Annotated in this window: 21 protein-coding genes and 1 pseudogene; 5 read left to right on the forward strand and 17 right to left on the reverse strand. The window is 61.0% G+C overall.

Annotation, left to right across the window (positions count from 1 at the left end; genetic code table 11):
- The gene (locus MRK42_RS07570; protein ID WP_042071954.1) at positions 1–543 is read left to right on the forward strand and encodes a hypothetical protein; all 543 of its coding nucleotides are present in this window, start codon (positions 1–3) and stop codon (positions 541–543) included.
- Positions 544–600: 57 nt separating this feature from the next.
- Here MRK42_RS07570 and MRK42_RS07575 read toward each other — a convergent pair whose 3' ends face one another.
- Entirely contained in the window at positions 601–1,446 is an 846-nt protein-coding gene (locus tag MRK42_RS07575) for a sterol desaturase family protein (RefSeq protein WP_338612081.1), read from the reverse strand.
- A gap of 194 nt (positions 1,447–1,640) precedes the next feature.
- Here MRK42_RS07575 and MRK42_RS07580 point away from each other — a divergent pair, with 194 nt between their 5' ends.
- Positions 1,641–2,432, forward strand: coding sequence for a transporter substrate-binding domain-containing protein (locus MRK42_RS07580; protein WP_338612082.1), 792 nt, complete (start codon positions 1,641–1,643; stop codon positions 2,430–2,432).
- A gap of 110 nt (positions 2,433–2,542) precedes the next feature.
- Here MRK42_RS07580 and MRK42_RS07585 read toward each other — a convergent pair whose 3' ends face one another.
- From MRK42_RS07585 to MRK42_RS07635, 11 genes are all read right to left on the reverse strand, one after another.
- Positions 2,543–3,286, reverse strand: a complete 744-nt coding sequence (locus MRK42_RS07585) for an amino acid ABC transporter ATP-binding protein (protein ID WP_338612083.1) — start codon at positions 3,284–3,286, stop codon at positions 2,543–2,545.
- Between the two features lie 83 nt (positions 3,287–3,369).
- Positions 3,370–4,329, reverse strand: coding sequence for an amino acid ABC transporter permease (locus MRK42_RS07590; protein WP_026457278.1), 960 nt, complete (start codon positions 4,327–4,329; stop codon positions 3,370–3,372).
- Positions 4,330–4,427: 98 nt separating this feature from the next.
- Positions 4,428–5,228: a transporter substrate-binding domain-containing protein gene (locus MRK42_RS07595; RefSeq protein WP_026457279.1), complete on the reverse strand. Its 801-nt coding sequence runs from the start codon at positions 5,226–5,228 to the stop codon at positions 4,428–4,430.
- 392 nt (positions 5,229–5,620) lie between these two features.
- Positions 5,621–6,955: an MFS transporter gene (locus tag MRK42_RS07600; RefSeq protein ID WP_338612084.1), complete on the reverse strand. Its 1,335-nt coding sequence runs from the start codon at positions 6,953–6,955 to the stop codon at positions 5,621–5,623.
- Between the two features lie 27 nt (positions 6,956–6,982).
- The gene (gene uhpB / locus MRK42_RS07605) at positions 6,983–8,503 is read right to left on the reverse strand and encodes a signal transduction histidine-protein kinase/phosphatase UhpB (protein ID WP_338612085.1); all 1,521 of its coding nucleotides are present in this window, start codon (positions 8,501–8,503) and stop codon (positions 6,983–6,985) included.
- A complete protein-coding gene (gene uhpA, locus MRK42_RS07610; protein ID WP_042025474.1) occupies positions 8,500–9,090 on the reverse strand; it encodes a transcriptional regulator UhpA in 591 nt (196 codons plus the stop codon). The genes uhpB and uhpA overlap by 4 nt, the downstream gene beginning before the upstream one ends.
- 180 nt (positions 9,091–9,270) lie before the next feature.
- Positions 9,271–9,666: a nucleoside diphosphate kinase regulator gene (gene rnk, locus MRK42_RS07615; protein WP_026456481.1), complete on the reverse strand. Its 396-nt coding sequence runs from the start codon at positions 9,664–9,666 to the stop codon at positions 9,271–9,273.
- A 227-nt stretch (positions 9,667–9,893) separates the two neighbouring features.
- The gene (locus MRK42_RS07620; RefSeq protein WP_338612086.1) at positions 9,894–10,634 is read right to left on the reverse strand and encodes a transporter substrate-binding domain-containing protein; all 741 of its coding nucleotides are present in this window, start codon (positions 10,632–10,634) and stop codon (positions 9,894–9,896) included.
- 83 nt (positions 10,635–10,717) lie between these two features.
- Complete coding sequence (locus tag MRK42_RS07625) at positions 10,718–11,401, reverse strand: hypothetical protein (protein WP_338612087.1); 684 nt, start codon at positions 11,399–11,401, stop codon at positions 10,718–10,720.
- 53 nt (positions 11,402–11,454) lie between these two features.
- The gene (locus tag MRK42_RS07630; protein ID WP_338612088.1) at positions 11,455–12,843 is read right to left on the reverse strand and encodes an alkaline phosphatase; all 1,389 of its coding nucleotides are present in this window, start codon (positions 12,841–12,843) and stop codon (positions 11,455–11,457) included.
- An 11-nt stretch (positions 12,844–12,854) separates the two neighbouring features.
- Positions 12,855–14,246: an alkaline phosphatase gene (locus tag MRK42_RS07635; protein WP_338612089.1), complete on the reverse strand. Its 1,392-nt coding sequence runs from the start codon at positions 14,244–14,246 to the stop codon at positions 12,855–12,857.
- A 332-nt stretch (positions 14,247–14,578) separates the two neighbouring features.
- On the opposite strand from MRK42_RS07635, the gene ylqF reads away from it, so the two are divergent.
- A complete protein-coding gene (gene ylqF / locus MRK42_RS07640; protein WP_005302716.1) occupies positions 14,579–15,529 on the forward strand; it encodes a ribosome biogenesis GTPase YlqF in 951 nt (316 codons plus the stop codon).
- A 290-nt stretch (positions 15,530–15,819) separates the two neighbouring features.
- Complete coding sequence (locus tag MRK42_RS07645) at positions 15,820–16,968, forward strand: MFS transporter (protein WP_338612090.1); 1,149 nt, start codon at positions 15,820–15,822, stop codon at positions 16,966–16,968.
- Positions 16,969–17,125: 157 nt separating this feature from the next.
- On the opposite strand, the gene MRK42_RS07650 is transcribed toward MRK42_RS07645, so the two are convergent.
- The 3 genes from MRK42_RS07650 to dinG form a co-directional block, all read right to left on the reverse strand.
- Entirely contained in the window at positions 17,126–18,022 is an 897-nt protein-coding gene (locus MRK42_RS07650; RefSeq protein ID WP_338612448.1) for a histone deacetylase, read from the reverse strand.
- A 98-nt stretch (positions 18,023–18,120) separates the two neighbouring features.
- A complete protein-coding gene (locus MRK42_RS07655) occupies positions 18,121–18,780 on the reverse strand; it encodes a DUF2057 domain-containing protein (RefSeq protein WP_042025481.1) in 660 nt (219 codons plus the stop codon).
- A 154-nt stretch (positions 18,781–18,934) separates the two neighbouring features.
- Positions 18,935–21,007 (reverse strand): ATP-dependent DNA helicase DinG, encoded by a 2,073-nt coding sequence (gene dinG, locus MRK42_RS07660; protein WP_338612091.1) that lies wholly within the window; start codon positions 21,005–21,007, stop codon positions 18,935–18,937.
- 396 nt (positions 21,008–21,403) lie between these two features.
- Here dinG and MRK42_RS07665 point away from each other — a divergent pair.
- Positions 21,404–22,527: pseudogene (locus MRK42_RS07665) on the forward strand (porin).
- Between the two features lie 493 nt (positions 22,528–23,020).
- Here the strand turns inward: MRK42_RS07665 and tyrA are convergent.
- Complete coding sequence (tyrA, locus tag MRK42_RS07670) at positions 23,021–24,160, reverse strand: bifunctional chorismate mutase/prephenate dehydrogenase (RefSeq protein ID WP_354689000.1); 1,140 nt, start codon at positions 24,158–24,160, stop codon at positions 23,021–23,023.
- Between the two features lie 70 nt (positions 24,161–24,230).
- The gene (locus MRK42_RS07675; RefSeq protein WP_354689001.1) at positions 24,231–25,304 is read right to left on the reverse strand and encodes a 3-deoxy-7-phosphoheptulonate synthase; all 1,074 of its coding nucleotides are present in this window, start codon (positions 25,302–25,304) and stop codon (positions 24,231–24,233) included.
- Positions 25,305–25,405 lie beyond the last annotated feature (101 nt).

Below are 25,405 nucleotides of genomic sequence, written 5' to 3' on the forward strand. Positions count from 1 at the left end.
ATGAAGATGCAGTCTCATTCCCGTGCGCTGGCCTGTGTGGCGCTCGCCCTGACACTGGGTGCCTGTAGCCAGAGCGCGCCGCAAAAGGCAGCTGTAGCCACCAGGCCCGCCGCCTCCAAGGCTGCCGTGGTGGTGCCGCAGCCGGATCCCGATGCCGTGGTGCAAAGCGCCATGGCCGAGCCGAGCCCCATCTTTGATGAGGAGTATCACGGCCCGGATCAGGGCTCTCTGGAGTCGGTGACCGCCCTGTTTGCCCGCGGCTATATCGAGTCGGCCATGCGCGAGACCATGCTGGCGGCGGTGCACAACGACTACCCGCTGCTTGGCATGCGGGACGTGCGTCTGACCGATCCGGTTTCCAAGTTCCTCACCTCGGCCCAGGCCCGCACCACGGCCCACGACTACCTCTACGCCGGGGTGCAGCGTCGCCTGGGTCGCCCTCTCAGTCCTGCCCAGTGGGAGCAGATCTGGCAAGGGTTGCCCCAGCAGGGAAGGGTCTCCGACTGGGTCAAGCAGACCAAGCGGATACTGGCAGGGCGTTGAGTCGTCCGAACGTCATGTTGCAACAAGGCCACCTTAGGGTGGCCTTGTTTTTTGTCGTCAACGGTCGGAAGAGGCCGGCCCCGCCGGCTTGCCAAACAGCACCTTGAGTCTGACGCGCCAGGGCAGGACACGGGCGTCCCGCAGCATGTCGCGCCACTCGTGAAAGGTGAGGGTGAGCGGGTTGAAACTGTGGATGGGCTTGGTGATGCCAAAGCGACACGGCTCGGCGGGGTCTTCCTCGACGAAGGTGCCAAACAGCCTGTCCCAGATGATGAGCACACCGGCGAAGTTGCGGTCTATGTATTTGGCGTTGCTGGCGTGGTGCACCCTGTGGTGGGAGGGCGTATTGAAGACCCACTCAAGGCGGCCGAGTTTGCCCACCACCTGGGTGTGGACGAAGAACTGAAAACCCAGGCTCAAGAGTACGGTGGCGACCACGGCTTCGGGCGGAAAGCCGATGAGGATCATGGGGATCCAGAATAGCCACATGCCGGAGACCGGATACATCAGGCTCTGGCGAAAGGCGGTGGAGAGGTTGAGCCGCTCCGAGCTGTGGTGCACCACGTGGGAGGCCCACAACCAGCGCACATGGTGGCTGGCGAAGTGGAACAGCCAGTAGCAGAGATCCTGCAGCAAAAACAGCAGCAAGAGGCTCCAGGCGTTGAGCTCGATGTTCAGCAGCCGCCATCCCCACAGGGCGTCATACAGGTAAGCGATGGCGATGGCTGCCAGGGCGTCGCTCCCCTGGTGCATCAGCGCCAGGGTGGCGTTGGCGAGGAGATCCCGCCACTGGTAGGTCGCGGTGGGAAAAGCGGCGCCATGGCGTCGCAGATAGAGCATCTCCCAGCCGATAAAGGCCACAAAGACAGGGGAGAGGTAGAGCAAGAGCAGTTGCACATCCATGTCGGGCATCCATCCAGAGCAATTGCTTTCCAGCATAAAGGATGGATGTCATCTTTCATTAACAATTTGTCCCGTTATCCGCACGGCCAGGTCGGCAAGCGGCGCCAACTCGCCAGCAATGAGGGATGGCGTCCCTGACGGTCCGGCGCAGTGACTATGCTTGGTGGAGCTTTCTACCTCTGGAGTAGCAGACGATGCGGCTGTGGTGCTGTTTGTTGATGGGGGTCTGCCTGTTGGCGCAGGCCAAGACCCGGGTCGAGATCCTGGCCGATGCCAGTTATCCGCCCTACTCCTGGCAGGAGGGAGAGGAGATCAGGGGCATCTATGCCGACATAGTGCGCCAGGTGACCGCCTCCATGGAGGAGTACGAGGTGGTGATCAAGCCAGTCCCCTGGCGGCGTGGTCTTAGCATGATAGAGCAGGGGGCGGCCTTCGCCATTTTCCCGCCCTACTACATGCCGGACAGCCGGCCCTGGATCTGGCCCTATTCGCAACCCATGCTCGATGAGGAACTGGTGGTGATGTGTGGCGAGGGCGTGGCGGTCAATACCCCGCAGGCCCGTTTCCCCGGTGATTACCAGGGCCTTCGCTTTGGCATCAACGCAGGGTTTGCCATCGGCAGTCCCCCCTTCTGGCAATTGGTGAAAGAGCGCAAGATCGAGGTGGAAGAGGTGAAGGGAAACCGGGAAAACCTGCTCAAGATAGTCCGGGGGCGGGTGGATTGTACCGTCAATGATCGCCTCTCTTTGCTCTTTGAGCTGCTCAGCATGATCCAGAACAACCAGCTGGCGGTGGCCGATATGTCGCGGCTCAAGCAGGGGCCCGTGATCAGTCGGGAGCAGGGTTTTCTCGGCTACAGTCGCAAGGGGGCGTTTCCCTTCAGGGAGGACTTCGCCGGGCAATTTGACAAGGGACTCTACCAGTTGAAGAAACAGGACGGGATCAGGGCCATCGTCGAGAAATATCTGGGAAAGTCTCCACGCTGAACTGGTAACCGGCGCAAATAGGTTCAGCGGGAAAATGGCCAGGTTCCGGACGGCAAAGAGGGGCAGCCTGGCCCCTCTTTCTGTTTTTTCTTCTCCGATTGTCCGGGTTGTTAGAGCACCTGGCTCAGGAACTGGCGCAGCCGTGGAGAGGACGGATTGTCGAAGAAATCCCCCGGCTTTTCGTCCACCAGCAGTTCGCCGCTCTCCATGAAGAGCACACGGTCGGCCACCTCGCGGGCAAAACCCATCTCGTGGGTCACCACCACCATGGTCATCCCTTCCCGGGCCAGCCCCTTCATCACGTCCAGCACCTCGCCGACCATTTCGGGGTCCAGCGCACTGGTGGGCTCGTCAAACAGCATGATGCGCGGCTGCATGGCGAGCGCCCGGGCGATGGCCACCCGCTGCTGCTGGCCGCCCGAGAGCTGGGAGGGGTAACTCCGGGCCTTGTTCGAGAGCCCTACTTTCAGCAGCAGGTTTTTGGCTCTGTCCTCGGCATCCTTGCGGGACAGCCCGCGTACCTTTTGCGGGGCGAGGCAGATGTTGTCCAGCACGCTCAGATGGGGAAAGAGGTTGAAGGACTGAAACACCATGCCGACCTCTTCCCGCAGCTTGTTGACGTCGCCAGGCTTGGTCAGGCTGATGCCGTCGACCACGATCTGGCCATCGTTGATGGTCTCCAGCTGGTTGAGGGTGCGCAGGAAGGTGGACTTGCCAGAGCCGCTGGGACCCACGATCACCACCACTTCCCCTTCGGCCACCTGGGTGCTGACGTTCTTTAAGGCATGCACCTCGCTGCCATAGAACTTCTCCACGCCGCTTGCCTGGATAATGGGGTCAGTTGCTGCGCGCATGTTGTACCTCCAGACGACACACTGTGAAGGGGGTGCCAGTGACGGAAGAACTTCTCGACACCGGTTGCGCCTGGATAATGGGATCAGTTGCTGCGCGCATATTTCACCTCCAGACGACGCACCAGGAAAGAGAGGGTGCCGGTGAGCACCAGATAGAGCAGGGCCACGGTGAACCACACCTCGAACGGACTGAAAGTGGAGCTCACCACTTCGCGACCCGCCTTGGTGAGATCCGTGATGGAGATGACCGAGACCAGCGACGAGTCCTTGATGAGGTTGATGAACTGGCCGGCCAGGGGTGGCAAGACCCGCTTGAAGGCCTGGGGCAGGATCACGTAACGCATGGTCTGGGCCGAGGTCATCCCGAGGCTGCGGCCTGCCTCCATCTGCCCTTTATGGATCGAGCTGATGCCGGCGCGCACGATTTCCGCCACATAGGCACCGGTAAAGACGGCAAGTGCCGCCACCCCGGCGGTGAAGCGGTCGAGGTTCAGCACGGTGCCGATGAAAAAATAGACGATGAAGATCTGCACCAGCAGCGGGGTGCCGCGGATAAGTTCCACATAGGTAACTGCCAGGTTGCGCAGGGCCGGATTGGGGGAGAGCCGCGCCAAGCCGGCCAGGGTGCCGAGCAGGATGGCGAACACTCCGGCCACCAGGGAGAGCTTGACCGTGACCCAGACGCCCCAGGCGATGGGGCCGGCGGTCCAGCTCAGTTGAATGTCGAGGGCGTCGCCGCGAAAGACGGTGTCCCCTTCGGCGACCTGGGCGCCACGGGTGGCGATGGGTTGGCGCTGGTTGGGGTCGAGATCGTCTTGCAGGAACAATTTGCCCTTGTCGGCCTCGGTGGTGCCGGCAATCACGGTGCCGTCAAACTCGGCATAGTTTTTCTGCTCCGCCTGATAGGCGATGTATTGGGGAATACGCTCCCAGCGCCAGGTGTAGTCAATGGACTGGACCGCTTTATAGATGCCGAATATGGCTGCCAGCACGATCAGTAGAAACACGCCGTGCCAGAGCAGCTGGTTGGGCTGCTTTTCCATCTGTCTTGTCGGTTTGGGGATGTGCACAGTCACAACCTCTTCTCGTTATTGTTGGGGGAGGAGCGGGGTGCGGGGGCGGCATGCCGCCCCCCGGGAGGTTATTTCAGCTGGTTCAGCCAGGTAGTGGATTCGAACCACTTCTTGTAGAGGCGGTCGTAGCTGCCGTCGCCCTTGATCTGGCGCAGGTAGTTGTTGAACCAGTTGAGGGTGTCCTGATCCCCCTTGCGGATGGCCCAGGCCAGCGGTTCGAAGGTGAACGGCTTGTCCAGGTGCACCACGGCGCCCTGATTCTGGGAGGCGAAGATGGCGTTGTAGGGCAGGTCGTAGACAAACGCATCGACTTTGCCGTTGATCACTTCCAGCTTGGCGTCATCCTGGGTTTCAAACTGCAGCAGGGTGGCTTTGGGGATCAGGCGCTTGACCGCCTGCTCGCCAGTGGTGCCCAGCTTGACCGCGATCTTGTACTTGGGATCGTTCAGATCCTGGAACGACTTGATTTCGCCCGCTTTATCCTTGCGCAGGACGATGGTCTGGCCGACGACGATGTAGGGATCGGCGAAGTTGACCCGCAGGTTGCGTTGGGGGGTGACGGTCATGCCGCCCATGATGACGTCGAACTTGTTGGTCAGCAGGGCCGGGATGATGCCATCCCAGGCGGTGTTGACGAACTCGACCTTGACGCCCATCTCCTTGGCGACCATCTTGGCCAGATCCACGTCAAAGCCGATGTACTGGCCCTGCTTGTTTGTCATCTCGAACGGCTGGTAGCCGGCGTCGAAGCCGACTCTCAGCACACCGCGTTCCAGCACGGCATCCAGGGTAGAAGTGGGGGCAGGGGTCGGGGCCGCACTGGCCAGCCCGCAAAACAGCAGGGTAGAAAGAAGCAGTTTTTTGATCATAGTGACGTCTCTGTCGATGTTGTGTTCGGCCTTGAACCTGATCCCGTGCGACTCCGTGGCACAAGAGACTGCTGCATCCGGCAACAGGCAAGACAGGATGAATGTCTTGAGCGGAGCAAAAGCCCCATATGAGATGCTATGAATAACGAAGTGAGTGAAAAATGTACCAAAACCGAATTGTGTCAGAAGACTCAAGAGGTTAGAGGCATTTTTTGCTCATGGCTTCACTCATAAAATCACACGAAAACAACATATCTATCTAATAGAGTGGGTTCAAGCGCAAAATGTGTTCGAGGGCCATTGAGGCCAAAAGAGGAGACAATTGAACCGCCCCACCATAATGAAGAGCCTCGATTGAATTCATGCATGGGAGGGCGGGCACGGTATGAGATTCAGGGGAGGTCGACTTGCGCCACTCTGGGGGCCTGGGCCTTGAGGAAAGGAAGGAGCAGCAAGGCCGAGACCCCGGCGGCCACCGAGATCACCACGAAGAAGCCGTTCCAGTGCCAGATCTCCATCACCTTGGCCAGCGGATAGCCGGAGAGCGCCGCCCCCATGTAGGCGAACAGGCCGACGAAACCGGTGGCCGCTCCCGCCGAATTCTTGTGGGAACACTCCGCCGCCGCCATGCCGATCAGCATCTGGGGGCCGAACACGAAAAAGCCGATGGTGAAGAAGCAGGCCGCCTGCATCACGTAGCTGACGAAGGGCATCAGCCACAGCGACCCCACCGAGAGCAGTATCCCCACCGCGAAGATGAGGTTCATGGGGCCGCGATTGCCGTTGAACAGCTTGTCCGAGCCCCAACCCGCCACCAGGGCGCCGATAAAGCCCCCCACCTCGAACATGGAGATGGCCGAGTTGGCGCTCATCAGATCGAAGCCGCGCTGCTCAGTCATATAGAGGTTGCCCCAGTCGTTGATGGCGGTGCGCACCACATAAACCAGCACGTAACAGCAGGCGAGCAGCCAGATGTAAGGGTTGCCCAGCACATACTTGCGCAGGATCTGGCGATGGGAGAGACCCGCATCCTGGGTCTGCTGGGCCAGCTCCATGGCATCGCTGCGCCACACGCCCACCGCGGGCAGCCCCATGGCGCTCGGGGTATCCCGCAGCCGCCAGCAGAGGAATAGCCCCGCGACGATGGCGATAAGGCCGGGCACTATCATGCCGTAGCGCCAGCCATGCTGCAGGGCCAGAGTGCTGACGATGAGCGGGATCAGGGCCCCGCCCACGTTGTGGGCCGTGTTCCAGGCAGACCACCAGACCCCGCGCTCGCTGCGTGAATACCAGCTGGTGAGCAGCTTGGAGCAGGGGGGCCAGCCCCAGCCCTGGAAGAAGGCGTTGGCGACCCAGAGGGCGGCGAACAACAAGAGGGACGACGAGAGGCCGAACAGTATATTGATGACCCCGGTCGCCATCAGCCCCAATCCCATGAAGTAGCGCGGGTTGGCCCGGTCGCTGATGATGCCGGAGAAGAACTTGGAGCAGCCGTAGGTGATGTAGAACAGGGTCCACATCATGCCGATGTCGGCCTTGTCCAGCATGCCGCTGGCCAGCATGTCCGGCATGGCGAAGTTGAAGCTCTTGCGAGTGAAGTAGAAGACCGCATAGCCCAGGTACATGGTCAGCAGCAGGTGCAGCCGCCAGTGGCGATAGGTGGCGTCAATTTCGGCCTGATCGCGCAGAGGCGGCCGGGGCGGCGCGCTTCTCATAAAGCTCAGCATGGGGCAGCGCTCCGGTGACCGCGGGGGTTAATCATGGGCCTCCTCCCGCCTGCGGCTGGGCAGATTGACGGTGAGCTGGGTGCCGTGGGTGCAGGAGAGTTGCAGGCTGCCCCCCAGTGCCTGCACCCGCTCGCGAATGCCGAGCAGACCGTAACCCTGCGCGGGGCTAGGCTGGGGCAGGCCGCGGCCGTCGTCCTCCAGCACCAGTTTCAGCTGCTCGCCGCCTTGGCTGGCGCGGATGGTGACCGAGTGGGCGTTGGCGTGTTTCACCACGTTGTTGAGCCCCTCCTGACAGACCCGAAACAGGGTGACCCGCTGGGCGTCGGAGAGATCTGCGTCGGGCAGCTGCCACTCCAGCCGGGTGACGATGCCGTGGCGATCCAGCTCCAGTTCTCTCAGCAGGGCACGCACCGCCTGCTCCAGACTCATGTCGTCGAGCTGGCGGGGGCGCAGCCGGCCGAGCAGGGCGCGTACCGCATCGTAGATGCCGAGGGACAAGGTCTCGATGAGGGTGCTGCTCTGGCCCACGCCGGCGTTGTCCGGTGCCAGCCGGCGCACTATGCCCGCCTGGGTGCGGATGGCGGTGATGGTCTGGCCGATGTCGTCGTGCAGTTCGCGGGCCACCTCTTTGCGGATGCTCTCCTCGGTCTCCAGCAGCCGCTCGGTGAGCTGGCGGTTGTGGGCAAGCTGGCGGGTCAGCGCCTGGTTGAGTTCGCGCTGGCGCTGGATGCCTGCGCCGAGCAGCAGGCCGGTAAGGCTCTGGGCCAGCAGGGAGAGCAGCAAGTCCAGCGGATGATCATGCCAGGCCTGGCTCGCCAGCAGGGCGATAGTGTTCATCAGGGTGGCGAGCAGAGCCCCCTGCCAGCCGTAGCGCCAGGCCATGGCGATGATGGGAATGGCCAGACAAAACGGGGTGAAGCGCACCAGAGAGTTGGGTAGCCCCAGCTGCAGCCAGAGGCTCAGCACGAACAGCAGCAGATACCAGATCAGGTGGCGAAAGCGCCAGTCCACCGGCTGATCCACCAGGGCAGGGCCCAGCGGCACCCAGGTGGCACGGGTCAGGTAGTGCCAGATCAGCATGCAGGTGGAGGTGAGGGTCAGGCCGCCAGTCAGGGTGAGCAGCAGGGCGGAGAGGCCATCCTCCCCGGCCAGATGCCATAGCAGGGATTGCAGCAGGGCCGCGGCGGTGACCGTCGCCAGCAGTAGTAGCAGTTGCTGCCAGTCGTTGCGCACCTGCTGACGGCGGGCGATGAGCAGCGGCAGCAAGGTGAGCAGGCTGCCTGCCACCAGCCAGGGCCAGTGGGGCAGCCCCACCTCAAGGTTGAGCCAGTAGAGCAGCCCCCCTTCGCACAGCAGGAGCGGCGGCCAGTAGGCAGTGGGGCTTTGCAGCAACAAACCGAGGCGCAGGCCAAAGGGGAACAGCAGCACCGCCAAGGCCGGGCCACCCGCCAGATGCAGGCTGATGCTCCACAGGCAAAGCCAGCCGGCGGCAAAGATGAAGCAGGCCGCCAGGGTGATGGCGACGTAGCTGACCAGACGCGGGATCACCAGCTGTCCAGCATGCGGTGGGCCAGCTCCACGTTGTTGCTGACCTTGAGTTTGTCCATCAGGTTGGCGCGATGCACGTGCACCGTCTTGGGGGAGAGGCCGAGGCGCTCGGCGATGCTCTTCACCTCCAGCCCCTGGGCCAGCAGCTGGGCTATCTCCCGCTCCCGGTTGGTGAGGGGATCCCGGCTGCTGCTGGCGAGCTTCTGGGCGATGTCCGGAGTGAGGTAGCAGCCACCCAGGGCGGCGGTGCGCACCGCGGCGATCAGCTCGTCCGGGCTGCAGCGTTTGGAGAGAAACCCCTTGGCTCCGCTCTGCAGCGCCTGCTCGATGAGGGCCGGACTGTCGTGTACCGACAGCATCACCACGGCGAGGCCGGAGGGCAGCTGTTTGAGTAGCTCCAGCCCGGATTGATCCGGCATGGAGATGTCGCAGACGCAGACCCGGGCGCCGCTGCCGGGCAGACCGGCCAGGGCGTCGCTGGCGGAGCCGAATTCGGCGACCACCTGCAGATCGGGCTCCAGATTGAGCAGTTGGGCAAAACCGGATCGGACGATCTGGTGATCGTCGATGAGGGCAATCTTAATCATGATGTCAGCCTGAAATTCGGGGCGTCATGACCATGACGCGGCCAACAAGATACCTGCCCGGCGGGTCAGGCTCAAGCCGCAGTGGGAGTGAAAGGAGGAAAGCGCCTCTCTGTCGGCGCAAAGCTTGATCGGGATCAGTTGGTGCGGGTGGGTCGCGCTGCCCGGACCCGCACCGAGGGATCAGCGGTGCAGCTCGCCTGCGCGCTCCGGCTGATAGACCACTTCGAGGATCTCCACCTGAATGGTGCGACCGGCAGGGCCGGGCCAGGCGATGCTGTCACCGACTTTCAGCCCGAGCAGGGCGCTGCCGACCGGCGCCAGCACGGAGATGTTGCTCTCGTCCCCTTTGGCATCGCGGGGATAGACCAGATTGAGGCAAAACTCGTTGCCGCTGCTCTGCATCTTGAAGCGCACCGTGCTGTTCATGGTGACCACGTCCGGCGGCATGTCGGCCGGCTCGCGGATCTCGGCGCGATCCAGCTCCTCTTGCAGGGCCAGGTGCTGGGGGTGGTTGCCGAGCAGCTGTTCGATACGATCTAGGTCCAGGCTGGAGATGACGAGATGAGGTTGTTTCATAGGATATTCCTTATCAATGGGTTAAATGACCAGGATGGCAGGCAAGCTGGTCGAAATTCGGATGTCAGTGCTGAAAAAAACAGACGGGAAACACCATGCCCCCTGGCGACTCGCGGCCGAAGGAGCGAGGCGGGGGCTTAACAGGGTGTGAGCAAACAGGGAGAAATAACGAATATTTTCATGTGGATACCATAACCATTCTGATCACCCTTGGCAACCGGATTGGATTACCTGACGGGGGCCTGATAGTGGTACTGCTTGATGATCCGCGCCAGGCTGCCGTCTGCGCGCATCTGGGCCAGGGTAGCCTGCCAGCGCCGCTTCTGTTCGGCAGGAAACGCCTTGTTGGCGGCGACGAACAGGGAAGTGCTCATCAGGGTCTCCCCTCGTACCAGCCGGGCCTCGTCATATCCACCAAGCTGCTGGTTGTAGAGGATGGTGTTCCAGGCTGCGACCCAGGCATTGATGCGGCCACGATGGAGCTTGTGGGCGTTGAGTACCTCGGTGGCGACCGTCTGGCTCGCGAGATTGAGTCGCTGCCTGAGCAGCGTCTCGCCAAAGGAGTAGCGCAGGGTGCCCACCCGAAGGGCTGGCAGTTCCCGAACCTTGAGGGGGACGGGGTGATGACGGCGATCCGTAACGATGACGAAATCTTCCTCCAGCAGGGGGGCTATCCAGTCATAGAGGTGTTCGCGCCGGGCGCTGCGCACCGGGGGGACGAACAAGACATCCTGGCGATGATTGGTCTCGGTGAGGGCGCGGGCCAGTGGCATCAGCTCCACGGTAAGCGGCTCCCCCAGGCGACGGGCCGCCTCTTCCATGATTTCGATGACCATGCCGCTGGGGTTGCCCTGCTTGGCACGGATCACATAAGGAGGAAGTTCTGCCGCCACCAGCACGATGGCCTGGGTAGCTGACGGGATCAGCATCAGCAGCAGGGCGGTAAAGAACAGGCAGGATGTACGCATTCATCGAGTGAACCAGGGGGGAATGAATCGAGTGTAACACTCCTGCCTTTGAAAACGTACCCCCGGCAAGGAGGGATGGGATCTCAGTCGAAGAAATCCCGCAGATCGCGCACCTCGTGGTCCGCCAGTTGCAGCCAGGGATACTGGCTCGGCAGTTTACGCAGGGTCACCTCCATCCGGTAGCTGCGGTAGCCGTCGAGGCTCGCCGACTCCACCACCAGCGGCAGCTGCCAGCGGCTCGACCAGAGGATGCGGGTGCGCTGTTTGCCCTCGCGCTTTTCATACCAGCGGGCCTGCCCGGGGGTGGCATCCTCCAGCGGGGTCATGGTCTGCAGCAAGGCCGGATCCACCAGATGGCGAATGCGCGCCCAGTCGGGCTTGAAGGCCACCTGACCATACTCTTCCACCGGCACCTCCACCAGCTGGTTGTGCCAACCATCGGCGTAGCGCAGCTCAAGCTCACCCATTTTGGTTCGCGTCACCCAGCGGGCCGCCATCTGGTGGGTAAAGTGCTTGTGACCCGGGTTGGCATCGTGGGCGGCATGATAGGCGCGGGCCAGGGGCAGGGGAATGAGCCGCTGGCTCCACACCTGGTTGCCGACTCGCAGCCAATTCTCCCGCCATTCGCTCTGTCTGGCGATGCCGTCGTTGCTGGTGACCCTCTCCTGATAGTGGATCCGGGCGGCCAGGTCGGGGATGTCGGCGGCGTGCAGCGAAAATGAGAGGGTGCTGCCAAACAGCCATAAAGGAAGTAACAATCGCATCATGGTCTTTCGCTCGAGAGGAAGGGGCCCGGATGTTGCGTCCGGGCCCCTGCCGCTTACAGGCCGAGCGCCTCCTTGAGCTTGCCGAACACCTTGGTGTTGTCGAGGGTGCCCTTGAAGCGGCTGCTGCCGGCGCCGTCGGCAAACAGCATCACATCGCCGCCGCCGTGAGTCTCGGAGCCCAGCTTGACCCCGGTCTCCTGCAGGTAACCATCGGCCATCACCTGATCGCTGGTGAGGGTCGGGCGCACGTCGGCGCGGTTGGGGCCGTTGCCGAACACCAGGGTAGTGAACGGCTTGCCATCCACGTCGTTCTGGGTCGAGCCGTCGCCGTTTTTCACCAGATCCAGCACCTTGTTGCCCTTGGCGGAGTAGCCGTTGATGGTCATGGTGTGGTCATGGTCGGCGGTGACCACGATCAGGGTATCTTTCAGATCCACCTTGCCCAGCGCCGTCTTGACCGCCTCGTCCAGCGCCACCGCATCGGTGAGAGCGCGCTTGGCGTTGGTACCGTGCAGGGCGTGGTCGATACGTCCCCCTTCCACCATCAGGAAGTAGCCCTGGCTGTTCTGGCTGAGCAGATCGATCGCCTTGGCGGTCATCTCGGACAGGGACGGTTGGGTCGAGGCGCTCCCCTTGGCGACTCTGTCCAGCTCGTAGTCGAGGTGGGAGCTGGCGCTGAACAGCCCAAGTACCTTGCCCGAGTCGACGCCAGCCAGCTCGTTTTTGGTGGTGACATAGCGATAGCCCTGGGCGGTCAGCTCGGCGGTGAGGTCCCGCCCGTCAGCCCGTCCCTTCTTGTTGCTGGTGCTGTCGTAAGGGGTCCAGTGGTTGGCGCCGCCCCCCATCAGCACGTCGACCCCATCCCCCAGTGCGGTGTTGAAGCCGGCGCCGCCAGGTACCGCCTGCTCGGCGATGGCGTAGGCGGCATCCCGATGGCAGATGTGGGAGTAGGTGGCAGCCGGGGTGGCATGGGTCAGCTCGGTGGTGGTGACGGCCCCCACCGACTTGCCGGCCGCCTTGGCCAGCTCGAGAATGGTGGGCACCGGCTTGCCGTTGTCGCTGGTGCAGTTGTTGATGCCCTTGTTGCCGTTGACATCCTTGGACGGCTCGACGGCCTTGGTGTCGCTGCTCATGGCGATCACCTCGTTGTTCATCTTGACTCCGGTGGTGTAGGCCGCCATGGAGGGGGCCGAATCGGTGGTCTGGGCGTCGTTGGAGAAGGTCTTGATGCGGGCGCTGCGGGCCAGCTTCATTATCTCCAGATTGCCCTCTTCCCCCACCTTGTTGAGGCGGGTGGCGGTGAGCACGGTGGGGCCCATGCCGTCGCCGATAAACAGGATGACGTTCTTGGCGTCGCTGGCCTGGGCCGCGCTGCCGAGGGCGGCCAGCAGGGCCGTGCTGACGAGGGTTTTATGCAGTTTTTGTTTCATGGCGCTTTTCATGGGAATGCTCCTTACAGCCCGGCCGCAGCCTTGACCTTGCCGAACACGGCGGTGTTGTCGAGTGAGCCGTGGAAGCTCTCTGCTCCCTGGCCGATGGCGCCGAGGAAGACGTCGGTACCGCCGTGGGTTTCACTGCCGATGTCGCCCACCTTGACCACCACTTCCTGCAGGTAGTCGTTGGCCGAGACGGTGGCATCATCCAGCGGTGTCACGCTGCTGCGTGGGCCATCGACCCGGTTGTAGCCGTTGCCAAAGCCGATGATGGTGTAGGGCATACCGTCGCTGTCCTTGCTGGGGTTGCCGGTCTCGTAGTTCTTCACCAGTCCGAGCACCCCGGGGTTGTCGGCGGTGGTCTTGCCGGTGCGTTTGGCATAACCATTCAGTACTAGCGTATGGTCATGGTCGGCGGTGACCACGATCAGGGTGTTTTGCAGCTCGGGATCGGTTTTCTTCACCTCGTCGATGGTCGCCTTGATGGCGTTGTCGAAGGCGAGGGTGTCCTGCAGGGCACGCTTGGCGTTGGTGTCGTGCAGGGCATGGTCGATGCGACCCCCTTCCACCATCAGGAAGTAGCCCTGTTTCTTGTCCTTGAGCTGCTTGATGGCGGCCAGGGTCATCTGGGTCAGGGAGGGCTCGCTGGCGGGTCGGTCCAGGTCATATTTCATGTGGCTTGAGCCAAACAGCCCCAGCAGCGGCTTGCTCGCATCGGCCTGGTTCAGCTCGTCCAGGGTTGCGGCAAACTGATAGCCCTTGGCCTTCATCTCGTCGATGAGGTTGCGGCCATCCTCACGCTTGCCCTTGTCGGCCTTGGGCAAGAAGAAACTGCTGCCGCCGCCGAGTACCACGTCCACTCCCTCTTTGAGGGCGCTGTTGTAACCGGCGCCGCCGGGTACCAGCTGGGCGGCGATATCGGTTTCCAGATCCCGGTTGCAGAGGTGGGCATAGGTGGCGGCCGGGGTGGCGTGGGTCACCCGGGTGGTGGTGACCACGCCGGTGCCGCGACCGGCGGCCTTGGCCAGCTCCAGCAAGGTGGTGACCGGCTTGCCGGCGCTCTTGCTGCAGTCGTTCTCCTGGGTGGCATCGCCGTCCATGCTGATGACACCGTTGTTGCTCTTGACCCCGGTCATGTAGGCGGACATGGAGGGGGCCGAGTCGGTCACCTGGGCGTCGTGGGAGAAGGTCTTGATGAAGGCCGTCTCCGGCAGGATATCGATGGTGAGGCTGCCCTCTTCACCGACGCCGTAGATGCGGGCGGCGGTCAGGGTGTTGAGACCCATGCCGTCGCCGAGGAAGAAGATCACGTTCTTGGCACCGGGCTCGGGCGCACTGCTGTCGTTGTTGGAATTGCAGCCGGCGGCCAGGGCGGCGCCGATCATCAATGCAAGTCCTGCCATCTTTCTCATTGGGGTTCGCTCCTTGTAAAACCTGAGCGCAGCCTAGAGGTCGCAGATGACACTTTTAGTGAAACTGGATGACAATCCGATGAAGGTGTTGCGTGAATGTTATGTTGTATCAATCACTTATCTATCAATAGCCGAGACTGGCTACACCGGCTGACGAGGGGAGGGGGCGGGCGAAAATCTGGCCGATTTGCCGACTGGCGGCTAGAATGGCCTGTCAAATCGGGGCGGGTGCAGGTAAAATGCGCCCCCTTGCGACGCCCTGCGTCCGCCATCGCCCGCCGCTCGCGCCACCGCAAGCCCGCGCCCGCAGTCCCTAGATGAGAGTAACGGATATGTCCATCAACTGGTTCCCCGGCCACATGCACAAGGCCCGCAAAGAGATTGCCGAGGTCATGCCCCAGGTCGATGTCATCATAGAGATGCTCGACGCCCGCATCCCCTTCTCCAGCGAAAACCCGCTGGTGCCCGAGCTGCGCGGCGATACTCCGGTGATCAAGGTGCTCAACAAGGCGGACCTCGCCGACCCCGAGATCACCGCGCTGTGGGTGGCCCACATGGAACAGGAGAAGGGGATAAAGGCGCTGCCCCTGACCCAGCAGGAGCCGGAGAAGATCAAGCAGCTGCTGACTCTGTGCCACGAGATGCTGCCGGAGCGCAATCTGGAGCTGCGCGGCGTACGCGCCATGATCATGGGCATTCCCAACGTGGGCAAGTCCACCCTGATCAACACCCTGGCGGGGCGCATCATCGCCCGCACCGGCAACGAGGCGGGGGTGACCAAGTCCCAGCAGCGGATCAAGCTCGACAACAACGTCATCCTGACCGACACCCCGGGCTTCTTGTGGCCCAAACTCAACCCACCCTCCTGCGGTTATCGGCTGGCCATCACGGCCGCCATCAAGGACACCGTCTATGACTACGCGGACATCGCCATGTTCGCCGCTGACTACTTCCTCAAGGCCTATCCGGAGCGGATCCAGGCGCGCTATCAGATTGAAGCGCTGCCCGAGACCGAGATCGAACTGCTGGATCTGATTGCCCGTCAGCGCGGCTTCATGCGCAAGGGGGGGCTGTCGGATCTGCACAAGGCGTCCGAGATCCTGGTCAACGAGTTCCGCTCTGGCCTGCTGGGCCGCATCTCGCTGGAGACCCCGCAGATGGTGAGCAGCGAAATCGTGGAGGCCGATGCCGAGGCCGAACAGAAGGCCAAGGAGAAGGCGGAGCGGGAAGAGGAGCGTCAGGCGCGGGCCCGCCGCAAGTATGCCAAGAAGCGTCAGCGCTGACCGGCCTTGTGCCAGGTATAAAGAAGAGGCGACCCGGGGTCGCCTCTTCTTGTTATGGCGTCCTGGATTGAGGGGGAGGCCAAGAGGCCGACAGGCAACCGGCATCTGCCCGTCATCATGGCCAAAGAGTCCGTGAATCAAGGGGATAAGCTAGGCGCCGAACGGTGCCGTGCTGCACCGCACCAGCAGCATTCGATAAAACCTTGCGATCCTGCTTTCAGTGCCGATTGACAATGGCATTGGCGGTGGCATGATGCGCTCGCATTTTGACTCTCCTCACGGTTTTACCCATGACCATATACACCCGGCCAGTGCTGTTATTGCTCTGTGGCCTGTTGCTGCTGACCCTCTCCATCGCGGTGCTCAATACCCTGGTACCGCTCTGGCTCGCCCATGAACAGCTGCCGACCTGGCAGGTGGGCATGGTCGGCTCATCCTATTTCAGCGGCAACCTGCTGGGCACCCTGCTGGCGGGCACCTTGATCAGGCGCTGCGGTTTCAACTGCAGCTATTACCTGGCCTCCGCCCTCTTTGCCGCCGGTTGTGTCGGGCTCGGCATCACCCTTGATTTCTGGAGCTGGCTCGGCTGGCGATTCCTCGCCGGTATCGGCTGCGCCATGATCTGGGTGGTGGTGGAGAGCGCGCTGATGTGCAGCGGCAACGCGCACAATCGGGGGCGCCTGCTGGCCGCCTACATGATGGTCTACTACCTGGGCACAGTGCTCGGCCAGCTCTTGGTCAGCAAGTTGCCGACCGGCCTGATGGAGGTACTGCCCTGGGCGAGTGGGCTGATCCTGGCGGCTATCCTGCCGCTGTTGTTCACCCGCATCGTCAGTGAGCGTAGCGAAGCGCAGGGCTCAACACGGGTCTGGTCCATGTTGCGGCTGCGTCAGGCACGGCTCGGGGTCGATGGCTGCATCATCTCCGGCATCGTGCTGGGGTCGCTCTACGGCCTGATGCCGCTCTACCTGAACCATCAGGGGGTGAGCGATGCCGGCATTGGTTACTGGATGGCGGTGATGGTGAGTGCCGGCATCCTGGGGCAGTGGCCGGTGGGTCGGCTGGCGGACAGGTTTGGTCGCCTGCCGGTGCTGCGGGTGCAGGTGCTGGTGGTGATCCTGGGGTGCGGGGCCATGCTCGGCGGCGTGGCGATGGGGCCGGCGCTGTTCATCCTGGGCGCCGCCGGGTTTACCCTCTATCCGGTGGCCATGGCGTGGGCCTGCGAGAAGGTCGAGCACCATCAGCTGGTGGCCATGAACCAGGCGCTGCTGCTGAGCTATACCATCGGCAGTCTGCTCGGTCCGGCTTATACCGCACTCCTGATGCAGCACCTTTCGGACAACCTGCTGTTCATCATGATCGCTGGCGTGGCCTTGCTCTATCTGCTGATGTTGCTGCGCCCCATGGGGAAACACTCGACACCGGTGGCCCACGCCTGAACTGTGGTCGGCAGCAGGGTACCATACTCGCTTTCCGATAGGGGGCTGGATGGCACGCATATAAAGCAGAGGCGGCCAAGGGGCCGCCTTCTTGTTGTCTGCAACGGTGGCCAGTTCGAGATTCATGGAGAGGAGAGATTAACGAAGAGATAAACTGCTAGCCGTAGCGCTTTTTCGCCTCTTCGAACAAGGACATATGCAGCGGGATCAGCTGTTGCCAGTCACGCCGGTAGCCGCCACCGGGAACGGCGGCAATGGGCAGCCCGTGCCGTTGTGCGCAGTCAAAGACCATGGCATCGCGCTGGCGCACCCCCTCATCACTCAAGGAGAGATAGCCGAGTTCGTCGGCATGATGCACGTCCACCCCGGCCTGATAGAGAATGAGGTCGGGGGCGTAGAGCCGCAGCGCCAGATTGAGCGCCTCTGCCAGCGTGGTGAGGTAGGCATCGTCCTCCATGCCGCTTGGCAGGGCAAAGTCCATGTGGGAGGCGGGCTTGTGGCGGGGAAAGTTGTGCTCCCCGTGCAGGGAGAGGGTGATGATGTCGCGCCGACCCGTACAGAGTGCCGCGCTGCCATCCCCCTGATGCACATCGAGATCGATGATCAGCACCTGTTCGCAGCGCCCCTCGTCCAGGCAGGATTGTGCGGCGATCACCAGATCGTTGAACAGGCAAAAGCCGCTGCCGTGGTCATGGTGGGCGTGATGATAGCCACCGGAGATCTGCAGCCCGCAGCCTTGTGCCAGCGCATGGTGACTGGCGGCTATGGTGGCGCCGACCGAATGCCGGGTGCGTTCAATCAGCATGGGTGACCAGGGAAAACCGAGCTGGCGGATGGCGCGAGCATCCAGTTGGCCGGCCAGGGCGGCCGCCACATAATCCTTGTCATGGATGCGACAGATCTGCGCGGTGCTTGCCGCAGGTGCCCGGACAAGAGGATAACCCTCCGAGGTGAGTCGCTCGAACAGACCCTGGTATTTGGCCAGGGGGAAGCGGTGTCGCTCGGGCAGCGCTAGGGCGGAGTAGAAAGGGTGGTAGAAGATCTGCAGTGACATAAGGTCGATGGGGTGGATGCAGTTATCTGAAATTGTGCCATGAAAAAGGGGAGCCAGGCTCCCCTTGTAGCGATCCATCATGGTGATGGGCGCATGCATTACTGCTGCTGGATAACCCAGATCTGGAAGGCTTTGCGGGTCTCCGCATCGGCCTTGTTGTACCAGTTTTGCAGCTGGGTCAGGGCTTCCGGATTGCTCATGGCCTTGCTCGGTGCCACCTGTAGCGGTGCGCTGTTGGCGGCCATCACGGCGGCAGTGGAGACAGCTACCGTTTTGGGCTGGTTGAATGCCTTGCCCATGTTGATCAGCTCTTGCTGATAGTCGCGGGTCAGCTGGAAGCCTTCCACTTTCGGCATCACAAACTGCTCGCTGGCAACGACTTGACCACTGGCCTTGTCTTTCAGCACCACCTTCTGATCCTTGGTGAACTGCTTGGCTTCGGTTTCGTTGCGGGGCTTCTTGTAATCCAGCACCAGCTGCTGGTTGTCGGCGGCGGTAAAGTTGATCACCAGCGGCTCGGCGGTGACCAGCTTGATATCACTACGGCTGGAGTAGTTGCCTTCAAAGGCGATCACCAGTTGGTGCTTGCCAGCAGAGAGCGGGAAGCTGTTGGTCTTGTCGAGCAGCTTGGGATTGATGGACTGGCCATCGATCAGTTGAACCACGTAGGGGTTGGTGACTTCCAATTGGGCATCGGCCAGGGCACTACCTGCCCATAACAGACCAGCCAGCGCTGGCACCAGAACAGTCAGTTTCATCTCATCTCCTTGAACAGTCAGGCGTTTGCCCACTGAAAACAGGGGCTCATTCTTGCAGGTTTGACCCATGGCGGCAATTGCTCTTTCAACTGCACGTTATAGTGAGGGGCATTCGTCCCGTTACCCGCTTTTTTGTCAACAATCGAGGCTTGGTCTACTCGATGCGTCGCTTGAACGGAGGAAGGGCATCCAGCAGCCCCTTGCCATAACGCTTGGTCAGCAGGCGACGATCAAGGATGGTGACCCGCCCTCGATCCGCCTCCTTGCGGATCAGACGACCACAGGCCTGGATCAGTTTGCGAGAGGCTTCAGGCACCGTCAGCTGCAGGAAGGGATTGCCCCCCCGCTGTTCGACCCACTCGGCTGTGGCCTCCTCGACCGGTGAGTTGGGGACCGCGAAGGGGAGCTTGGTGATCACCAGGTTGGTGAGGTAGTGGCCCGGCAGATCCAGCCCTTCCGAGAAGCTGCCGGTGCCAAACAGTATGCTGGCCTGTCCCCCGTCGCACTTCTGCCTGTGCAGGGTGAGCAGGGCGTGGCGGGAGGCTTCCCCCTGCACCAGCAGCGACAGCCCCTTGGCCCGCAGACCCTGTGCCACCTCGTTCATCTGCCGGTAAGAAGAGAAGAGCACCAGACTTGCCTCCTTGCCTGCCAGCAAGCGTGGCAAGGTATCGATCAACTCTTGGGTAAAGGCCGGGGAGTTGGGCTCGTGGGCCATCTTTGGCAAATAGAGCTCGGCTTTCTGGTAATCAAACGGGGATCGCAGCCGCAGATAGCGGGTACCGTCATGCTCCTTGAGCCCCACCTGATGGCGAAAATAGCTGAAGGAGGAGAGGGCGGTGAGGGTAGCAGATACCAGCACGGCTCCCAGGCATTTGGACCAGAGCCACTCCTCCAGCAGGTAGCCCACCTCGATGGGGGAGGCATGCAGCCAGATATCGCCATCCTCGCTCCTGGCCATCCAGCGGGCGAGGGGAGTCTTGCCTGTTGGCGTATGGCGGCTAAGCATCTCCCACAGGGCGCAAAAGTTTTCCAGCCGCTGCAGGTGAAAACCACTCTCGGCCAACAGAGGTTCGGCCTCCTTGCGGCGGATCTCGCCATCCTTCAGAGCCTCGCCAATGGCGCCCTGCAGCCGATCCAGTGCCCGCAGCGCCTTCTTGCTCGACTCCTTCAGATTCTCCGCCAGCATGGGCAGAGGATCCGGCAAGATGCCGTCACTGAAGCGGTAATGGGGCTCGTTGCCAAATAACCGATCGTTGGCTGCCAGCCACTGCTCGACGGCTTTCAAGTCGGGCTGTATGGAGGCGAGGGCATCCTGCAACTTCAGTTGCGGGTCGATCAGACTCTCCTTGTTCAGGGTTCGCCCCAGCTTGCCGGCGCTTTGCACCAGTTTTTCCAGCCAGCGGCGTGAACCCTTCACGCTGGCACTGGCGGCGCCGTGATCCCGGGCGATGGTGGGCAAATGATGGGCCTCATCCAGCACATAGAGACACTCGTCGGGGGGCGGCAATATGATGCCGCCCCCCATGGTGAGGTCGGAAAGCAGCAAGGCGTGGTTGACCACCAGCACGTCAGCCGCATCCATGTCGTTGCGGGCACGATGAAAGGGGCAGTGTTGATGGTGACTGAGCGCCTTGTTGCAGGTATGGCGGTCGGCGGCAATGCGATCCCAGCAGGGATCCGGGATAGGATCGGGCCAGTTGTCCCTGTCTCCGTCCCATTTGCCATGGGTATAGGCCTGCCACAGGGCTTGGTAGCGATCCTTGTCTGCATCCGACGGTTTGTGCTTGCTGAGCGCGGTGAAGTCGAATTCGAAGTTGGCCATCTCGCTGCCACTCGCCGCCTGCTCCAGCAGATGTTCGCAGCAGTAGCGCTGGCGTCCCTTGACCAACATGAAACGAAACGGCAGTTCGCTATGTTGATGGTAAAAAGGGAGGTCCTTGTGGATCAACTGCTCCTGCAAGGCCACGGTGGCGGTAGAGATCACCAGTTTTTTCTGGGTCAGACGGGCCACCGGGATAGCACCTTGGGCATAGGAAAGAGATTTGCCGATACCGGTACCCGCCTCGGCCACCAGAATACGGCGCTGCTTGTCATACTCTCCGGTCAGGGTCTTGGCGATTTCCGCCACCAGGAAATTCTGCTCCTTGCGGGGCATGAAACCGGGTAATCCATCGGCAATCTGGCGATAGGTATGGCGAATGGTCGCTTTGAGGCGAGTTGACAACATAAGGAAGAGGCCAGTCAGGAAATCAATCGAAGAGGTAGGATACCTGTAACGCACTGTCGGGGTCGAGATGGAGGCCATGATCACGGCTTTTTCGTGCAGATCAGACCACTTTGGCGGTTTATCAGGCAGTTAAACGACATAGCCTGTGAAACAAGCTATTCGAGGCCAAAAATACAGCAAAATGGGTTGTAAACGTTTTCTTTTCGTAGGCGGGCAATATGGGACTTGGCTCACATTTTTCCCTCGGTGACCATGATTTCCATAAAAAGTTCCAAGTTTTTTCATTGCGGTTCAGAAATCTGGGTGCTAGTCTCGGCGCCATAGTGATGCAAAGTACATCGCTAACACAGGGAATAACAACGACTTAGTGTTTAATTACAGTAGGCATTGGAAACTATGAAAAAGACAATTCTGGCTATTGCCATTCCGGCTCTGTTTGCGTCTGCAGCTAACGCTGCCGTTGTGTATGACAAAGATGGCGTAACTTTTGATGTGTATGGTCGTGTTCAGGCCAACTACTACGGCGATCACAACAAATCTGTTGCTGCTACTGACGACTCCTTCAAGCTTGATACCGAGACTGGCAATATTGTTCCTGTTAAAGGAACTTCTGCTGGTTACAAAGACGTTGATGGCGAGCTGGTTGGTTCTTCCCGTCTGGGTTGGTCCGGTAAGATTGCTCTGAACGACACCTGGTCTGGTATTGCCAAGACCGAGTGGCAAGTCTCTGCTGAAAACTCTGACAACAAGTTCAACTCCCGCCACATTTATGTCGGCTTCGACGGTACCCAGTACGGTAAGATCATCTTCGGTCAGACCGATACCGCGTTCTACGATGTACTGGAACCGACCGATATCTTCAACGAGTGGGGCGATGCCGGTAACTTCTATGACGGTCGTCAAGAAGGCCAGATCATCTACTCCAACAGCTTCGGTGGCTTCAAAGGCAAGCTGTCTTATCAGACCAACGATGATAAAGCTGTTCAGGTTACCGACGTAGGTCAAGGTATCAAAGAAAAGCCGTATACGGTGACAACGTTAAGCGTAACTATGGTTATGCTGCTGCTGCCAGCTACGACTTCGACTTCGGCCTGGGCTTCAACGCCGGTTATGCCTACTCCGATCTGGAAAACTCCGTGACCAGCACCACTGGTGACAAGAAAGAGTGGGCTCTGGGTGCACACTACGCCATCAATGGCTTCTACTTCGCTGGTGTTTATACCCAAGGCGACCTGAGCTATGACACCACCACCGGTGGTGACAAAGACAAGGGCCGTGGCTACGAGCTGGCTGCTTCTTACAACGTAGATGCCTGGACCTTCCTGGCTGGTTACAACTTCAAAGAAGGCAAAGCTAACTCCGGCGCTGCTGACTCTCGCTACGAGGATATGGTTGACGAAACCCTGCTGGGTGTTCAGTACGCCTTCACTCCGAAGCTGAAAGCTTACACCGAGTACAAGATCCAGGGTATCAACGACCTGGACGACGAGTGGACTGTTGCTCTGCAGTACAACTTCTAAGTTGTGTTTGCATGAAGTCCTAGCTTGAGTCTCTGACTTGACGCTTAAATGGCCAGACTGTTCAGTCTGGCCATTTTCATTTCTACTACCCCGATATGGTCCAGAGTCCTTCTGATTCCTATCCCTGATTACCTCACCACTTATTCCGCTATGTCCCTGGATGTTTTCTAAGGTGGCTTCCGTTGTTTCCTTATGCTGTTCCATCACGCGAAAGAGGCCTTCAGCATGTCAGGATTTAGTTGACCACTACAGAGTCTCGTTATCGGCTGTGAGAGTTACCCATGCTGGTGTAAACAGAAGTTGTAGCTGACAGAGTGAGGGGCTAGGTTACAGATAATGGGGTCAGGCAGCAGGAGAAGCCCGGTAAACAGGATTGGGAATACGGACAAGTTCTTATCAGGAAGAGGGCCTGCTGGGATTACTGGGCGGGAGCAATAAAAGAGGGAAGGTTCATCCTTCCCTCTTTTTATGTATGCAAGATGACAAACCGGGTTTAGCCGTGGTGACGGCGGTCGTTGGCCTGGGCCAGCAGGGTGCGGCTTTCCCTCAGGAACTGCTGCGCATGTTCGCCGAAGAAGCCGGATACCTGGCTGAAGGCATCGATAAAGCCGGCCCTGTCCCCTTGCTCCAGCAACCCCAGCACCTCACCGAAGTTCTGGTAGTAGCGGCGGATCATCGCGAGGTTCTGCGGTGACGACAAAATGATGTCGGCATAGAGATGCGGATCCTGGGCGAACAGCCGTCCCACCATGGCCAGCTCCAGCCGGTAGATGGGTGAGCTTAGATGCAGCAAACGATCGATGTTGGCCTGCTCGCGGGAGAGATGCCAGCCGTAGGCGAAGGTGGCAAAGTGGCGCAGCGCCTGGATGAAGGTCATGGCCTCATCGTGGGCTTTGGCCTCTACCTGCTGCAGACGGGCTCCCCAGATGGTCATTTGATCCAGCAGCCACTGGCTTGCTGCAGCGTCGCGCCCCTGACAGCAGACAATCACCTGCTTGGCAAGGCTCGCTACATCCGGCCCGAACATGGGGTGCAGTCCCAGCACAGGGCCCTTGTGCACCGCCAGCATGTGTTCAAGCGGCGCCTCCTTCACGCTGGTGACATCCACCAGCAGACAGCGGGCGGGCAGGTTGCCGAGCTGGTCGATGATCTGGCAGGTGATATCGATGGGCACCGCCACCATCACCAGCCCCGCATCGGCGAGGATTTCGTCAGCCCGTGGCCAGTCTTCCTGCTCGAGGGTCTCGACCCGATAGCCAGAGAGGCTGAACAGATTGCCAAACAGACGGCCAAGCTGACCTTGACCGCCGATGATGACCACCTTGCCAAGGTCCGGCTTCATGCATTTGAAGTGGTGCTCCTTGTCGCTGGCGGATTCCAGAATATAGGATTCGCGCATCACCCGGCGCAGCACGTCTTCGATGAGATCGCCGGGCACTCCCAGAGCCTCGGCTTCCGCGCGGCGGCGGGCCAGCATGCTCGCCTCCCGATCCGGCGCGTAGATGGGCAGGCCGTGACGGCTCTTCACTTCCCCCACTTCTCCCACCAGGGCGAGACGTTCAGCCAGCAGATCGATCAGCTGTTTGTCTACCGCATCTATCTTGTCCCTGAGGGCATTCAACTCTTCAGCCATATCCGGTCCCTGTCGGCGCCGCTGGCTGCGACGCTCTGTGATTCAAGAGGTTACAACAAGATACCACGACTCAAGAGGCTGTTCTGCTTTTGAGTGGCGCCGCCAGCTGGCTGTGGCAACGGGTCAGCAGATCGGCCGTGGTGTCCCAGTCGATGCAGGCATCGGTGATGGAGACCCCGTAGCGCATCTCGCACTTGGGCTGCTCGCTCGACTGGTTGCCTTCGAACAGGTTGGATTCAAGCATGATGCCGATGATGGAGCGGTTGCCCTCCTGGATCTGGTGGATGACGTTGTCGGCTACCTTGGGCTGCAGACGGTGATCCTTGCTGGAGTTGCCGTGGCTGCAATCCACCACCAGGCCGGGCAGCAGGCCCGCTTTTTCCAGCGCCTCTTCCGCCAGCGACACATTGACCGAGTCGTAGTTCGGGTGCTTGCCGCCGCGCAGGATCACGTGGCCATCCGGGTTGCCCTGGGTCTGCAGCAGCGCGACCTGGCCCTGCTGGTTGATCCCCATGAAGGCGTGGGGGCTGGAGGCCGCCTGCAATGCATTGATGGCGGTGCCCAGGTTGCCGTCGGTGCCGTTCTTGAAGCCGACCGGCATGGAGAGGCCGGAGGCCATCTCCCTGTGGGTCTGGGATTCTGTTGTGCGGGCACCGATAGCCGACCAGGAGAAGAGCTCCGCCAGGTATTGCGGGCTGATGGGGTCGAGGGCCTCGGTCGCGAGCGGCAGCTCCAGCTCGGCGAGCCAGCAGAGCAACTCGCGGGCCCGGTGCAGCCCCAGCTCCACGTCGAAGGTGCCGTCCAGGTTCGGGTCATTGATAAAGCCCTTCCAGCCCACCGTAGTACGCGGCTTCTCAAAGTAGACCCGCATGACAATGTAGAGAGAATCCTGATAGGCATCATGGAGCGCCTTGAGCCGGGTGGCGTACTCCTTGGCGGCGTCCATGTCGTGGATGGAGCAGGGGCCGCAGATCACCAGCAGACGGTGGTCACGACGGTGGATGATATCGGCGATGGTATTGCGGGCACCTTGCACGAAGGCCAGCGCACGCTCGGAGATGGGCAGTTTCTCCTTGAGTTGGGCCGGGGTGATCATCACTTGCTCGGACTGAATATGGATATTGTTCAGGGGATCTCGATGCATGGCGGCTTCTCTCTACTGGGTGTCGCATATTGATTCTGGATCCGGGTTGCTATTGAGTGATGCGTCATCGCATCGTCAGCAAACCAAGAGAGATGTGTGAA

The organism is Aeromonas sp. 19NY04SH05-1, assembly GCF_040581895.1.
Lineage (GTDB): Bacteria > Pseudomonadota > Gammaproteobacteria > Enterobacterales > Aeromonadaceae > Aeromonas > Aeromonas enteropelogenes.